The 13,355-nt window shown below is 56.4% G+C and carries 12 protein-coding genes, 1 pseudogene and 1 riboswitch; of the genes and pseudogenes, 6 read left to right on the top strand and 7 right to left on the bottom strand.

What is annotated here, in order from left to right; genetic code table 11:
• Positions 1-18: 18 nt before the first annotated feature.
• A complete protein-coding gene (orn, locus tag IPM27_10855) occupies positions 19-564 on the bottom strand; it encodes an oligoribonuclease (GenBank protein ID MBK9162039.1) in 546 nt (181 codons plus the stop codon).
• A 78-nt stretch (positions 565-642) separates the two neighbouring features.
• Here orn and IPM27_10850 point away from each other — a divergent pair, with 78 nt between their 5' ends.
• Genes IPM27_10850 through rsgA form a run of 3 tightly spaced genes read left to right on the top strand, consistent with a single transcriptional unit; the run spans position 643 to position 3,073 of the window.
• Positions 643-1,899, top strand: coding sequence for a M48 family metallopeptidase (locus IPM27_10850; GenBank protein ID MBK9162038.1), 1,257 nt, complete (start codon positions 643-645; stop codon positions 1,897-1,899).
• Entirely contained in the window at positions 1,896-2,201 is a 306-nt protein-coding gene (locus tag IPM27_10845) for a cytochrome c (GenBank protein ID MBK9162037.1), read from the top strand. The genes IPM27_10850 and IPM27_10845 overlap by 4 nt, the downstream gene beginning before the upstream one ends.
• Before the next feature lie 5 nt (positions 2,202-2,206).
• On the top strand, positions 2,207-3,073 hold the full coding sequence (gene rsgA / locus IPM27_10840) for a ribosome small subunit-dependent GTPase A (GenBank protein MBK9162036.1): 867 nt from the start codon (positions 2,207-2,209) through the stop codon (positions 3,071-3,073).
• Between the two features lie 121 nt (positions 3,074-3,194).
• Here the strand turns inward: rsgA and IPM27_10835 are convergent, their stop codons facing one another.
• From IPM27_10835 to IPM27_10825, 3 genes and pseudogenes are all read right to left on the bottom strand, one after another.
• A complete protein-coding gene (locus tag IPM27_10835; protein ID MBK9162035.1) occupies positions 3,195-3,386 on the bottom strand; it encodes a hypothetical protein in 192 nt (63 codons plus the stop codon).
• A gap of 126 nt (positions 3,387-3,512) precedes the next feature.
• Positions 3,513-3,593, bottom strand: a riboswitch (cyclic di-GMP riboswitch).
• Positions 3,594-3,772: 179 nt separating this feature from the next.
• A complete protein-coding gene (gene tadA, locus IPM27_10830; GenBank protein MBK9162034.1) occupies positions 3,773-6,142 on the bottom strand; it encodes a Flp pilus assembly complex ATPase component TadA in 2,370 nt (789 codons plus the stop codon).
• A 302-nt stretch (positions 6,143-6,444) separates the two neighbouring features.
• Positions 6,445-6,813 (bottom strand): annotated as a pseudogene (locus tag IPM27_10825) (serine/threonine protein kinase).
• Between the two features lie 160 nt (positions 6,814-6,973).
• Between IPM27_10825 and IPM27_10820 the strand changes: the two are divergent.
• The 3 genes from IPM27_10820 to IPM27_10810 are packed head-to-tail and all read left to right on the top strand — an operon-like array spanning position 6,974 to position 11,711.
• Complete coding sequence (locus tag IPM27_10820; GenBank protein ID MBK9162033.1) at positions 6,974-8,464, top strand: site-specific integrase; 1,491 nt, start codon at positions 6,974-6,976, stop codon at positions 8,462-8,464.
• An 8-nt stretch (positions 8,465-8,472) separates the two neighbouring features.
• Positions 8,473-11,058 (top strand): integrase family protein, encoded by a 2,586-nt coding sequence (locus tag IPM27_10815; protein MBK9162032.1) that lies wholly within the window; start codon positions 8,473-8,475, stop codon positions 11,056-11,058.
• Positions 11,055-11,711, top strand: coding sequence for an alpha/beta hydrolase (locus IPM27_10810; protein MBK9162031.1), 657 nt, complete (start codon positions 11,055-11,057; stop codon positions 11,709-11,711). Before IPM27_10815 ends, IPM27_10810 begins: the two co-directional genes overlap by 4 nt.
• Here the strand turns inward: IPM27_10810 and IPM27_10805 are convergent.
• From IPM27_10805 to IPM27_10795, 3 genes are read right to left on the bottom strand one after another with little or no spacing between them, the layout of a single operon-like run.
• Positions 11,689-11,958, bottom strand: coding sequence for a hypothetical protein (locus IPM27_10805; protein MBK9162030.1), 270 nt, complete (start codon positions 11,956-11,958; stop codon positions 11,689-11,691). The genes IPM27_10810 and IPM27_10805 overlap by 23 nt on opposite strands.
• A 28-nt stretch (positions 11,959-11,986) precedes the next feature.
• Positions 11,987-12,688, bottom strand: a complete 702-nt coding sequence (locus IPM27_10800; GenBank protein MBK9162029.1) for a carbohydrate porin — start codon at positions 12,686-12,688, stop codon at positions 11,987-11,989.
• The gene (locus IPM27_10795) at positions 12,621-13,235 is read right to left on the bottom strand and encodes a carbohydrate porin (GenBank protein ID MBK9162028.1); all 615 of its coding nucleotides are present in this window, start codon (positions 13,233-13,235) and stop codon (positions 12,621-12,623) included. Before IPM27_10795 ends, IPM27_10800 begins: the two co-directional genes overlap by 68 nt.
• Positions 13,236-13,355: the final 120 nt, after the last annotated feature.

The raw sequence follows: 13,355 nt of genomic DNA, 5'->3' as shown, positions 1-13,355 counted from the left end.
CGACCCGGCGGGACGTTCTCAGAGCCTGATGAAATGCTCGCGGTAGTGGCGCAATTCTTCGATGGATTCGTAGATATCCGCCAGCGCCTCGTGCTTGCCGTGCTTGGTCAGTCCCTTCGCCACTTCCGGCTTCCAGCGTTTGACCAGTTCCTTCAGCGTGCTCACGTCGAGATTGCGGTAATGGAAATAGTCTTCCAGCGCGGGCATCCAGCGCGCCAGGAAACGGCGGTCCTGGCAGATCGAGTTGCCGCACATCGGCGAAGTGCGGGTCGGCACATATTCCCTGAGGAATTCCAGCATCTGCGCCTCGACCATCGCCTCGTCCAGCACCGAGGCCTTCACCTTGTCGATCAGGCCGGACTTGCCGTGGGTGGACTGATTCCATGCATCCATGCCGTCCAGCACGCTGTCAGGCTGGTGCACCACCAGCACCGGCGCTTCCGCGACGGTCTCCAGATCGGCATTGGTGATCACCAGCGCGATCTCGATCACGCGGTCGGTATCCGGTTTGAGGCCGGTCATTTCCATGTCTATCCAGACAAGGTGGTTTTGGTTTTGTGCCATAATTCGCGCGTCTTGAAATCTGAACGGTAAGGCGCATATTGTGTCACAACCGCGCCACCTGCGAATACCCGCCACCCTATGACCGCTATACAGTTCACTGTTTTCTTCATCGTCGCGCTCGCGCTGACCACGCTGGCCAGGCTGTGGCTGGCGCGCCGCCACCTGGCGCATATCGCCGCGCACCGTGCCGCCGTGCCGGAAGCGTTCCGCGAGAGGATCGGCCTGGACGACCACCAGAAGGCCGCCGATTACACCTCCGCGAAGACGCGCTTCGGCATGCTCGACATCCTGTTCGACGCCGCGTTGCTGCTCGCCTTCACCGTGCTGGGCGGCATCCAGTCCCTCGCCAACCTCTGCAACGCGTGGTTCGATACGCCGCTGCTGCAGGGCACGGCGACCATCGTCGCGGTGCTGCTGCTTTCCACCCTGCTGGAAACACCGTTCGGCCTGTACCGCACCTTCGTCATCGAGGAACGCTTCGGCTTCAACAAGATGACCTTCGCGCTCTATCTCAGGGACGCGCTGAAGAGCCTGCTGCTCGGCGCGGCGCTCGGCCTGCCGCTGCTGATCGGCGTGCTGTGGCTGATGGAACGCATGGGCGCATACTGGTGGCTGTACGTGTGGCTGGTGTGGATGGCGTTCAACCTGCTGATCCTGTTCATCTACCCGTCGTTCATCGCGCCGCTGTTCAACAAGTTCACGCCGATGCAGGACGGGGCGATGAAGGCGCGCATCGAGGCGTTGCTGCAAAAGTGCGGCTTCGCCTCCGGCGGGCTGTTCGTGATGGACGGCAGCCGCCGCAGCGCGCACGGCAACGCCTACTTCACCGGCTTCGGCAAAACGCGGCGCATCGTGTTCTTCGACACGCTGCTGGAACACCTGAGCGGCGACGAGGTCGAGGCGGTGCTGGCGCACGAGCTCGGCCATTTCAAGCGCCGCCATGTGCTGAAGCGCATCGCCCTCACCTTCACGATGAGCCTGGGCTTCCTGTGGCTGCTCGGCCAGTTGATGCAGACCGACTGGTTCTACGCGGGGCTGGGCGTCACCACACACTCTACCGCGCTGGCCCTGCTGCTGTTCTTCCTGGTGCTGCCGGTGTTCAGTTTCCCGCTGCACCCGCTGCTGTCGGCCTGGTCGCGCAAGCACGAATTCGAGGCCGACGCCTACGCCGCGCAGCAGACCGGAGCAAGCCATCTGGTCAGCGCACTGGTGAAGCTGTACCAGGACAATGCCGCGACGCTGACGCCCGACCCGCTGTATTCGAAGTTCTACGATTCGCACCCGCCCGCCGCACTGCGCGTCGCCCATTTGCAAAACCTTCAGGAGAACACATGAGACTCGCCACGACCCTCGCCCTGCTCTGCGTCGCAACGGCGGCGACCGCCGCCCCTTTCCCTAACGGCAACGCGCAGACCGGGCAGAAACTGTTCCAGCAATACAAATGCAATAGTTGCCATGCCGCGATGCTGGGCGGCGACGGCAGCGCGATGTTCACCCGTGCCGACCGCAAGGTGCGTAGCGCGGCGGAACTGGTCGAACAGATCCGCTTCTGCAGCGGCAACGTCGGCGCGAACCTCAGCGCGCAGGACGAGCAGCATCTCGGCGCCTATCTCAACCGCTACTACAACCTGAAATAAATCGCTTGAAAACGACAGGACAGATCATTGCCGCGTTCGGCCGCCAGTATCTGGCGCGCCTTGCGGACGGCAGCGAACTGGCCTGCCTGACGCGTGGCAAGAAGAGCGAAGTGGTGTGCGGCGACCGGGTCGAGATACAGCGCACCGCCGACGGACAGGGCGTGATCGAACGCATCGAGCCGCGCCGTTCGCTGCTGCACCGCTCCGACGCCTACCGCGAAAAGCTGATCGCCGCGAACGTCACGCAGATCGTCGTGGTGGTCGCCGCAGAACCGTCGTTCAGCGACGAGCTGCTGGCGCGCTGTCTGGTCGCGGCGTTCGACCAGAAACTGGACGTGCTGATCGTGCTGAACAAGTGCGATCTGGCGCAAGCGGCCGAAGCGGCGCGTTCAAGGCTCACCCCCTATCGCGCCATCGGCTACCGCGTGCTGGAACTCAGCGCAAAACAGGACGTGTCCGCGTTACGCCCCTTCCTGACCGGCCACACCAGTGTGCTGGTCGGCCAGTCCGGCATGGGCAAGTCCACGCTGATCAACGCGCTGCTGCCCGATGCGCAGGCCGCCACGCGCGAGATCTCCGCCGCACTGGATTCCGGCAAGCACACCACCACCCACGCGCGCCTGTACCGGATGGACGAGACCAGTGCGCTGATCGACTGCCCCGGCGTGCAGGCCTTCGGCCTGCACCACCTGAGCCTGGGCGGCATCGAACAGGGGTTCGTCGAGTTCGCGCGATATCTGGGGCAGTGCCGCTTCCACGACTGCCATCATTCCCACGAACCCGGCTGCGCGCTGCGCGAGGCGGTCGCGGCAGGAAAGGTCGATGCGCGCCGGCTGGAACTGTTCCAGCAGATCAGCGCGAACAAGGCTTGATAAAAACTCCGTGGCAGGCCGGAATCCGCATGCTCCGTGCCATATCAACGATGTTGCCGGTCAAATAACGGGACCGTTTCTGCCCGGCACGCAGACGCAGGTGAGTATCCGAATGCCGACCTTATCGTGATGAACGCTTGCGCGTCTTGTTCACATACAGATCGCATACGTGAGGATGCCTGGCCAGCATGGTTTTCAGGTGCGGGATGCATACGACCTCATCCTTGCTTTCCTTTTTCCGGAAAGTATGGATGCAATTCTCGCAGGCCGATTGAGGTGAAGAACCGGCATCGCGTTGTAACAGTTCGGTCATACTTGCCCCCCTTGCCCATCAGACAAAGAACCACGCCGTACATGCGTCCTGTGGCAGGCGTGCCGGAAATTCGTGTTTGTTCAGACCGCATGGGAAACCGGAGAGCGATACAGGAGAGAAACTTCCTGCAGCAGTCCCGCTACCTTAGTTTCCCGTAGGCCGGAGACTTTGCGCCCATGCCTTTCAGCATGTTTGCCAAGTGGCGCGAATGGTATTTCCCTTTGCTTGTGGATGTCAACATCCGCCGAAGCGTGTTGGCGGAAACAGTGCCACTGCCCCCGAGGGATCGTCTCCCGGAGGCATGAAATCATCGCCGCACCGTAACTTAGGATGGTGGAGCGGGTCCCAGCCCGGTCCGGAAGTCCCGCCCGTTTTTCAAGACGCACTCAACTGCAAACCGCCCTGACTTGAAAAATGTCCGTATGCCCCTGCAATATCTTCTCGATCCCGTCCTGCTTCAGGGTATGCATGCCCTGTTCGATGGCCAGTGAAAGCAGTTCCTCGACGGCAGCCCTTCTCTGGACCAGTTTCTTGATTGGCGCGGTCGCCTCAAGGAACTCGTACAGCCCCACTCTTCCCTTGTATCCCGTACCGCCACATTCCGTGCATCCGATAGCGGAATAGAGCAGGAATTCTCCGGCTTGGTTGGCATAGGTCTTTTGCCATCTTTGGTATACGGCTTCCGGATCGAGCAGGGTACCCAGACAATATTCCCCGGCCAATTCCCGAATTTCGCCCACCGATGCAATGCGGCTTTTTCTGCAATGCTCGCAGTAGCGCTTGGCCAACCGCTGCGCAAGAATACCCACCAGCGCATCAGAAAAATTGAACGGATCCATTCCCAGATCGAGCAGTCTCACCGTACTTTCCGGCGCACTGTTCGTGTGCAACGTGGAAAAGACCATATGGCCGGTCAGGGAGGCCTCGATGGCTATCTTCGCGGTTTCGATATCGCGCATCTCGCCGACCATGATGACATCCGGATCGGCGCGCAAAAAACTGCGCATGGCTGCGGCAAAAGTCCAACCGATGCGCGCGTTCACCTGAACCTGGCGCAGCCCGTCCTGGGTGATCTCGATGGGATCTTCCGCCGTCCATATTTTGCTGTCCGGAGTATTGATGAATCCGAGTATCGAATGCAGCGATGTCGTTTTTCCCGATCCGGTCGGCCCGCAAACCAGGAACAGTCCATAGGGCTTCACGACCAGCTTCTGGATCCTGTCCAGCACAGCAGGATCAAGGCCGATCTTTTCGATCGGGATGGGGGTGGAAGCGGCAAGCACCCGCATGACGATATCCTCAAGGCCGTTGGCCGTCGGGACGGTCGCGACACGAAGCTCGATCTTTTCTGCTCCGCGAAGCTTGAACTCGATCTTCCCGTCCTGCGGCTTGCGTTTTTCGGAAATATCCAGCTTCGCCATGATCTTTATTCTTGAGATCAGCGCATTCCTGAAATTGGGCGGAAACTCGAAATATTTGCTGAGCGTCCCGTCGATGCGGAACCGGATGATCGTATTGCGCTTCCCGGCATAGGTCTCGACGTGGATGTCGGAAACGCCCTGGTTATAGGCATCGAGAATCACTTTGTTGACCAGCCTGACCAGCGTGTTGTCCGACTCTGCGACCCCCTCCTCGGATGGCACCTCCTCACCCTCGTCAAGGACCAATTCGGAAGCCAGATCATCGATCTGTTGTGCACTCTCCTCCTTGTAGAACTGTTTGATAGCATGAAGGATGTCATCCTTCGTCGCCATGACCGGCACCACGTGCAGATTGGTCAAGAATTTCAGATCGTTCAAGGGTTGCCAGTTCATCGGGTTTTCTGTCGCGACGATCAGCGTCTTTTCCGTGCAGTACAGCGGCATGATCGTATATTGGCTGACAAAGTTGAACGGGACGAGCCGGACAGCATTGGGATCGATGCTGTAATCCCTGACATTGACGAACGGGATACCCAGTTTTTTTACCAGCATGCGCTTGATGGTGTCTTCGTCGACGATGCCCATGCTGACAATGATCTCGCCAAGCGCTTTTTTCCTGTCCAGCTTCTGTTTGGTCAACGCCGCGTCCAGCTCTTCGGGTGTGATCAACTTTTCACGGATCAGCACGTCGCCGAGCTTCAAATTGGAGCCGGTCTGTCGCTTGACTGCCGCGATGAGCTGGTCCGGTGAAACGATCTGCTCATCGGTCAGGTACTCGCCGATACGCTTGCTACGCAACTGTTCCTGCTTCTCCAGCCCTGTCTCGACATCCTTCCGGGTGACGACATTCTCTTTGATCAGCATCTCGCCGATCGACTCGCCTATGCGGTAGCTCTTGATCGCGTGCGCGGGAATGAAATACCGGATGACCGATTCCGCCGATTTTGGCAAATACAGATAGAGCCCCGATTTGTCTATGACGAAACCGACCGTCTCGCCATCGAGAGTCTTGCCGTTGGTAAACACAACCGAGCAACTCTGCTTCTCGGACGGCTCGAATGAAGCGATATGCCTCTCATCTATCAAGCCCGCCTTCTTTTGCAGGGTCACCGGATGGGCCAGATGAAGCTGGTCGATGAAAGGAAGCTTCGGTCTGGAAATGTCGCCATTGGCAGTCAATATCTCCAGCACCCCCTCCGCTGGGGAAAAGCGCGTCAACTTCCCTTGCAACTCGTGTCCGTCGTTGAACAGGATAAGGCAGGGTTCGCTCTCGAAGGTGTTCAAATCCTCCTTGAACTCATAATAGAACGGGGCCGGCCAATTGATGGGTTTCATGATTGCTCCCTGGATCGGTTCTTCAATACATCCGCCACTCGCCAAATCTCCGAATGAAACCTTGCGACACGATTTGGGCTTGATTCACTCTGCATTGCACAAAATCTGCGTCAGCAGACACGAAATTTTCCCGTCTTGAGCGGAAAAACCTGCGGCTGCATTTTGCACCCGCCAGACGAATTAATCCATATCTACCGACGGGTTCCGAACGCTTGAGGCTGACACCGTGCGCTTCTCTTTTTCAAGAACACTTCGGGTCCGGCCAATTCAGTCGCGTCTGCAAAGCGTGGCTACCAATATCGCTACGCCACCCATAGCGGCGGCTCGTCCATCAGCGCGATCTGCTCGCGCAACTCGAGGATGCGGTCCTGCCAGTAGCGCTGCGTGTTGAACCACGGGAAAGCGGCCGGAAAGGCGGCATCGTCCCAGCGCCGCGCGATCCATGCCGAATAGTGGATCAGGCGCAGGGTGCGCAGCGCTTCGAGCAGGTGCAGCTCGCGCGGGTCGAACTCGAAAAAATCCTCGTAACCCGCCAGCAGGTCGGAAAACTGGCGGGACTGATCGGCGCGTTCACCGGACAACAACATCCACAGATCCTGTATCGCCGGCCCCATGCGGCTGTCGTCGAAATCCACGAAGTGCGGCCCGAGGTCGGTCCACAGCACGTTGCCAAGATGTTATATGATGTGCCAAGAATACAATAAGATTACATAGTTTTGATCGGATATCATCGTTAGGCAAGTATGAAACCAGTATTTTTGCCGTCATGCGAAGTTGTTATGTGATGTCATATGTTCATAAGATTACATAAGACTTGTTGAGGAGGGACTGATGGATTTTGTAGTCATTCGGGCTAAGGTCCTATCAGACTCCACAGGAGCTGTTGCCGAAATCCCCATCCTTCTTACCAGTGAAGGGGCGATTCACCCTTTAGTCGATTATCTGCTCTGGCGACGGCATGATCGCAGCCTTGCTTGGATGCGCAAGGTCGTTGAGGATGTCAGGCTTCTGCTGGCTTACATGCAAGTCAATGCGCACCATTATTCTGATCCGGAAAGCCTGTTCCATGGTTTCATCCAGCGCCTTTATACCGGAACGATTGGTCCAGACGGCATCGATCCGAGCGGCTTATACTGGAGGCCGCAAAAGCACCGGATCATCGGCAACATCCTTACACGCCTGACGGACTTCTCTAACTGGGTGGCCGAACGTCATGGCACAAACCAGATCAATCCCGCGCGCACTGCAAGCAAGTACGATGAACTCATTGCGATTGCCGCAAGGGCAAGCCGAAAGGATCGGGCATTCCTCGGGCACACCTGGAGAGCAATGCCGGAAGGAAAGGCACGGATGGCCCGGAGCACCTTGGCCAAGCAGGCTCCCAAGATCGGGATGGGAGACGATGCCATCGCATTCCCTGAGAAGCACTTCAGTGATTTGCTGCTTAATGGCTTTGTCCGTTACGGAGAAAAAGGAAGCCCAGATCCATCCCGGCGGCTTTTGTTACGGGATTGCCTGATAACGTTACTGATGCACGGCGCCGGCTTCCGACTGTCTGAATGCTTTCACCTATGGCTATGCGATGTCATGCCAGACCCCACTGATCCGACCATTGCGCTGGTTCGCATTCACCACCCAAGCGAAGGCGAAGCTCCGGAAGACTGGTTGGACGAGCATGGCAATCCAGTGAAGGGCAACCGGGCAATGTATCTGGCTGCCAAGCACGCACTCCGTCCGCGCAACGAACTGATCGATAAAAGTTCGGCAGGCTGGAAGGACCCTAGCCTGGACGGCAAATACTACATGCAAGCCTACTGGTTCCCGAGGGAGTTGGGACGCCTGTTTCTTCAGCTCTGGAATCTCTATCTCAGAGAGCTCATTCATATTCAGCGTTTCCATCCGTACGCCTTCGTTGTCGAACAAGGCAAAACAGCAGGTGCTTTGTATAGCATCGATAACTACAAGCAAGCGCATGCCCGTGCCGTTAGACGGATTGGGTTGATCCCATCCAAGGCCATGGGAACCACGCCTCATGGCCATCGCCACGCTTATGGCCGAAGGCTGATGCGGAGTGGCATTGACGCTCAATTAAGGCAAAAGGCGCTCCACCACAAGGCACTAAGTTCCCAAGCAGTCTACGTTGCTCCCAATCCGGCCGATGTCACCCGAGCACTGGATCAGGCAACGCAGATACTCGACACCATGGCAGCAGAAGGTCGGCACGTAAAGCCAGAGTTTGACATCGAACGCTTGCTTGCTTACGGTTTCACCGATGTCGATCCTGATGGCCTGCTTTCAGGCCCCAACCCGAAACTCAAATAACTACTTTTATGGCCCGCCGAAAGAGAAGCAGTATCGTCCCAGTTGCCGCCGACCTATCGTTCGGATGGGTTGAGCGAGAGCTGGGACCTGAATTCCATACATGGAAATTGCTGGCCGCAGCCTGGATCGCCACGCAGCCGTTAGGACTGGCTGATCGGATTAACGGCCTGCGATGCTTCTTAAAGACGTACCTGCACGGGCTGAGATTACCCCTGGAGCCAGCAATACTCTTGCGCCGGAGTCAGCCCTTGCCGGACTTTTATGAAACATCCCTGCCGCAGTCACATGGTGGAATCAAGTGGAACAATAAGGTTCGGCTCTTTCTCGACTGGGTGCTCGAACAGCACTTTTCTGAGCCGGATGATAACGGAAAGCCTGTTGTCAGCCCCGAGTTCTGGAACCCGATTCCCTACCGCTCCCAGCAGGGAGCAATCCGCCCCACGGAATCAGTACACTCCCCGTTACCCTATCGTTATATCGTTGAGCTGAGAGATCGCTTGGCTCAGGGCAAGACCTTTCGCGAGTGGGTCTGGGCGCATACGGTATGCCATGGAGCCTATGGGGTTCGCAACGACTGGTTCGAAGTGACGGAAGATAAAATTGATCGCGATGATCCCGATTGCGTATGGCGCACCAGAAAAACCAGCTACAAGAGAGGAAACCGCACGATCTTCGAATTGTGGAGTCCGACCCGAGCGGTCGCTTTGCTGGTCAAACTGATGCTTCCATTGCGAACACACCAAGTGCGCATGTTGGATTCCGGCGAGGCGGATACATGGCGTTATACCGCAGAAGGATGGAAGTTAAACGACAGCCCACACGCATCCGGATCGGCAAAAAAACCCATTGAACGGGGTATTTTCCGGAAGTTCAACGATCTGGATTTGAGTGAAGTGCGAACTTCTCTCTACATCAACACCAACAAGACCTCGGACATTGCCAAAGACGGGGGCGAAACCGGATATGTCATACCTTGGCAATATCAGGAACTGTTGTATTGGCTCGAAAAGCTCAGGAATTGGCAGGAGAAGTATAACCCTCTCCCGCACCCGATTAGCTGGCGCGAACTCGATCACCGTCACCTCAGAGGCCCCAGGTCGGAGTACCAGTTAGCGAAAATGCCAGATACCTGCTTCCTGTTCCGCGATGCTGCCGCCCACGATGATGACAAATACAAGCCGATTATCGACGACACTCTATTCTCCCTTTGGTACCGGCTGCTGAATGATTTGGAACAGCGCTGCGCGCGTCGAGGAGAGACTGCGATCGAAGGTAAGCCGTTGCGTTTCGTGGTCGACAATACATCAAGGACAACGCTTTACCCGTTGCACAGTCTCCGTGTGTCGCTGCTCACCTGTTTGGCAGTAGATGCGGAAGTCCCCCTTGTCGTGCTTTCGAAGCTGGTTGCCGGGCATAGCCGAGTGATCATGACGCTCTACTACACCAAGATCGGCGTCAGACAAATGACGCATGTGCTCAATGCCGCCAGCGAGAAGCTGGCCCAAACGGCAGAAGCCGGCCTGAAACGGTTTCTTGCCGAGGCAGAATACGATGAGTTGACCCGTGGTGCCGTAATCAACAATCTCGATGGCGTGAAAGCGGCACTGGCAGTCCAGCCGGGTGACAGGAATCCCGCCGGCTGGATGGCTCGCAGCTACGGCTTGTGCCTGGTAGGCGGCAACACTTCCCCGGATGAATTCAACGGAAAGATCGGCGGCTGCCTGAATGGTGGCGACCTGCTGCGCTCCAACACCAAGGACGCCTCAAACAACGTGTACGCCCCTGTTCCCGGCGGAGCTGGGAATTGCATTCGGTGCCGTTGGTTCATCACCGAGCCTCGCTACATCGATGCGCTGAGGGCGCATTTCAACAATCTGAGTTATCACCTCACCGAGGCGACAAAGGTGGCCAAGAGATACGAAATCAAGCTGGAGGCGCTCAAAGCAAAGCGTTACCAAGCAGAACTCGCGGATGTCCCCTTCACAGAACAGGCCGAACTCCTCCGGGTTTCTACGCTATGGGAATCAGCCATCACCAAGACAGACGATTTGGGCAATGACCTCATTGCGACGTTCAGACTCATCAAACGCTGCTTCAAGCTGATTGAGGAACCTGAGAGCAGTAAATGCGGAAAGCAGCAGCTCGTAGCTGTGGGCGGGTTACAGGATCTCAAAATGATTTTCGAGGATACCCAATCGGAGTTGTTGCAGCTTTCCGGCATTTGCGAGGATGCAGAGCTTTATCCCAACGAGAATCCAGGTGAGGCTATCGTGCGCAGAAGCCAGCTGCTCGATAGCGCTCTCTACAGGGAAGGCGTCCAGCCCGTGTTCATGACCTTGTCCAAGGACGAACAACTACGCCTAGGAAACCGATTTATGGAACATCTTTCAATCCTTGCCCAGCCTGACAACCCGAAGCAAGGGTTGAGGCAAGTAGTCGGCATGATCGAATCAGGGCGCAGCCTTGTGGAACTTGGACTTCAGGATGATTGGTCTTCGCTCTTTGATGATCCATCGGCTCAACGTCCGCCGGCCAATGTTTATGATCTTGCCGGGAAACCCACCTCCTTGCCGATAATCGGAGAGATTTCATGAGCAGCATAGATCCGAACCACTTGTTTGAGACCCTGAAAGCTGGCGCGCGACCACAAAAACAACAGAACCTAGAAATCATGCACCAAGTATGTGCTCAACTGCATCGACTGGGTAGCAAGGACTTCTCGCTTGCAACAGTCGGCCGGATGTCGGAGGAACGTGGCGGGATGTCCAGGCGAGCCCTTTACAACACAACTTCGGATGACTTCAAGGCACTGATTCGGGCATGGGCAGAATCAGCGACCGACAAAACCCCAAAAACTAAGCTACGCGAATCACTACCATCGGACAATGAGTTGCTAAAGAAGATCGCAGACCCTGCCCTGAGAGCCTTGCTGGGCGGAATCATTGCAGAACGAGATCGGCTTCGTAGCGAGGTTAAGGTGCTTAAGAGCAACGCCAATGTCGTGATCGATAAACGTGTTCTGCCGGGCCATGTCAATATAACGCCGAAAGGGCAAGTTGTTCAAATCGTGGGAGGGGCGGGATTATCCGATACTGAAAAAGAAGCGCTCGCTCAGGCTATTTCACCTGAGTTTCTTCGTCAGGAAGGATGGGAGGAAGGAGAAAACGGCGAAATACTAAATACACGCGGACGGCGACTTTTCGCGATCGGATTTGCCAACGCAATCAGAAAGCTCTTGATGTCGTGAAAGCAATTACGCCCCAAGTATCTTCTTTCACCAGCCCTCTTTGAAGCCAAAATCGCCCCTGATCTGTCGGTCGACGGTGTTTTGTCGAATGACGGCTTCTCGGTGCGGATTGCCTGACCGCTTTCGCAATCATGGCGGAAGTTCTAATCTCTTTCGAGCGCCATAACAGATAAAACTGGGCATCGGCAATAACAGGGCGCTTGGCCTGGCAGTCCATGTTGCTGATGACGAAGACCGATTGTTTCATCGCCCGCGCCCCATGAGCATGGTTCTCCTTAGAAATTGATTTCCACACGAGCCCCTGCGATCCATACGTTCTGCCGTGCGGGATTCATGTTCGGGCGGAGGACATATTGCACTGTGGGCTGAACCGCAAGCCAAGGATTGACCTGTATGCGGTAGGTTGCTTCGGTGCTTGTTTCGCTGCTCAGGCTGTTATTCAGTCGTTGAAATGTTGAGCTGGCATGACTGACGGTGACGCCAATGGCAGCGATGTCGTCGTCGCGTCCAGCAATCATGCCGTGATAACGCAGACCTATACTGCCAGTCCAGTCCGACTGATGAATATCCTTGCTGGCGACGCCGTAACGCACGAAGCCTGCCAATCCCTGTTCCGGATGATCCTTTTCGTTCATCAGCGTACGTTCCGCCAGGAAATAGGCTCCCTGACTTGGATGAAGTATGGGGTTGAGTGGATCAAGGTCGCTAAAACGAGTGGAGTAGCGCCAATAGCCAATAGCCGTCTTGTTGAAGTATTCGCCATCATTCGACCCATCGGGTTGCGGCGTGAGCCCGAGTTCCACAATGGAAAGCGTCCCGTCCCCCTTGTTCAACTGGATATGGGTGCCGCGGTAGTTATTGGGGTCACCTGGAACGCCATCGGTCAGTGCATATTGAACATAGAAGCCCTTATCTTGCGAGGTGTATTTCACGCGGAGCCCTAATGCGCCGGTCGGGAAGATAGGCGGAGCATTCATGCCCGACTGCCCCCAGATCATTCGCCATGCCGTAGGGAGTCTGGGTAAACACAGCGGAGGTATCGTTGACGTAGAACTCGGAATCTATCGCATACAGACCGAACAGCACGGACAGACTTTCATCGTAGAAGCCCTTTTGAATCCAGGCCTGAAAAAACTGGGCCGTATTGTTCGCCTCGATGTTGTCCACGATAACGAAACTATCGACATAATCCCGGTTAAATTTGCTGCCGAGTTGGCTGTGATATTGGACGTAAGCAGTAGTGGACTTCCATCCCAACCGCTTTTCCAGGTCCATCTTGACCCTGGCTTCTGTGTTGCCCATCCATGCCGTGCCCCGCTTGATCCCACCGGACAGATTGGAAAGAACATCGCTCTTGTGGGTAAAGCCCAGCTCAATTCCTTCGTTATAAAGGTTAGAGCGCACGCCGCCCCAATCACCGGTAAGCGTCTCCGCATTCCAGTCTGGTCCCGTCTCTTCTGCTGCCACAACAGAACCGACGCCCCCAATGGCTATCGCCAAGGCAAAAACATATTGAAGAATCATTCCCCCCCCTTTTTTTATCATTACCGTGATATGGCCCGGTTGGCCTGTTGAACTAGACAACACTTGGATTTCTCCAAGCCAAAGTGCACAATCCCTTCCCAGGGCGGCAACCGTCCACTA

It is taken from the genome of Nitrosomonadales bacterium (assembly GCA_016716325.1).
Classification (GTDB): Bacteria; Pseudomonadota; Gammaproteobacteria; order Burkholderiales; family Gallionellaceae; genus Gallionella.
This window is presented reverse-complemented; position numbering and strand designations above follow the sequence as displayed.

Coding starts and splice junctions, on each gene's coding strand:
- orn (MBK9162039.1), bottom strand. CDS start 564: ATGGCACAAAACCAAAACCACCTTGTCTGGATAGACATGGAAATGACC.
- IPM27_10850 (MBK9162038.1), top strand. CDS start 643: ATGACCGCTATACAGTTCACTGTTTTCTTCATCGTCGCGCTCGCGCTG.
- IPM27_10845 (MBK9162037.1), top strand. CDS start 1,896: ATGAGACTCGCCACGACCCTCGCCCTGCTCTGCGTCGCAACGGCGGCG.
- IPM27_10835 (MBK9162035.1), bottom strand. CDS start 3,386: ATGACCGAACTGTTACAACGCGATGCCGGTTCTTCACCTCAATCGGCC.
- tadA (MBK9162034.1), bottom strand. CDS start 6,142: ATGAAACCCATCAATTGGCCGGCCCCGTTCTATTATGAGTTCAAGGAG.
- IPM27_10820 (MBK9162033.1), top strand. CDS start 6,974: ATGGATTTTGTAGTCATTCGGGCTAAGGTCCTATCAGACTCCACAGGA.
- IPM27_10815 (MBK9162032.1), top strand. CDS start 8,473: ATGGCCCGCCGAAAGAGAAGCAGTATCGTCCCAGTTGCCGCCGACCTA.
- IPM27_10810 (MBK9162031.1), top strand. CDS start 11,055: ATGAGCAGCATAGATCCGAACCACTTGTTTGAGACCCTGAAAGCTGGC.
- IPM27_10805 (MBK9162030.1), bottom strand. CDS start 11,958: ATGAAACAATCGGTCTTCGTCATCAGCAACATGGACTGCCAGGCCAAG.
- IPM27_10800 (MBK9162029.1), bottom strand. CDS start 12,688: ATGAATGCTCCGCCTATCTTCCCGACCGGCGCATTAGGGCTCCGCGTG.
- IPM27_10795 (MBK9162028.1), bottom strand. CDS start 13,235: ATGATTCTTCAATATGTTTTTGCCTTGGCGATAGCCATTGGGGGCGTC.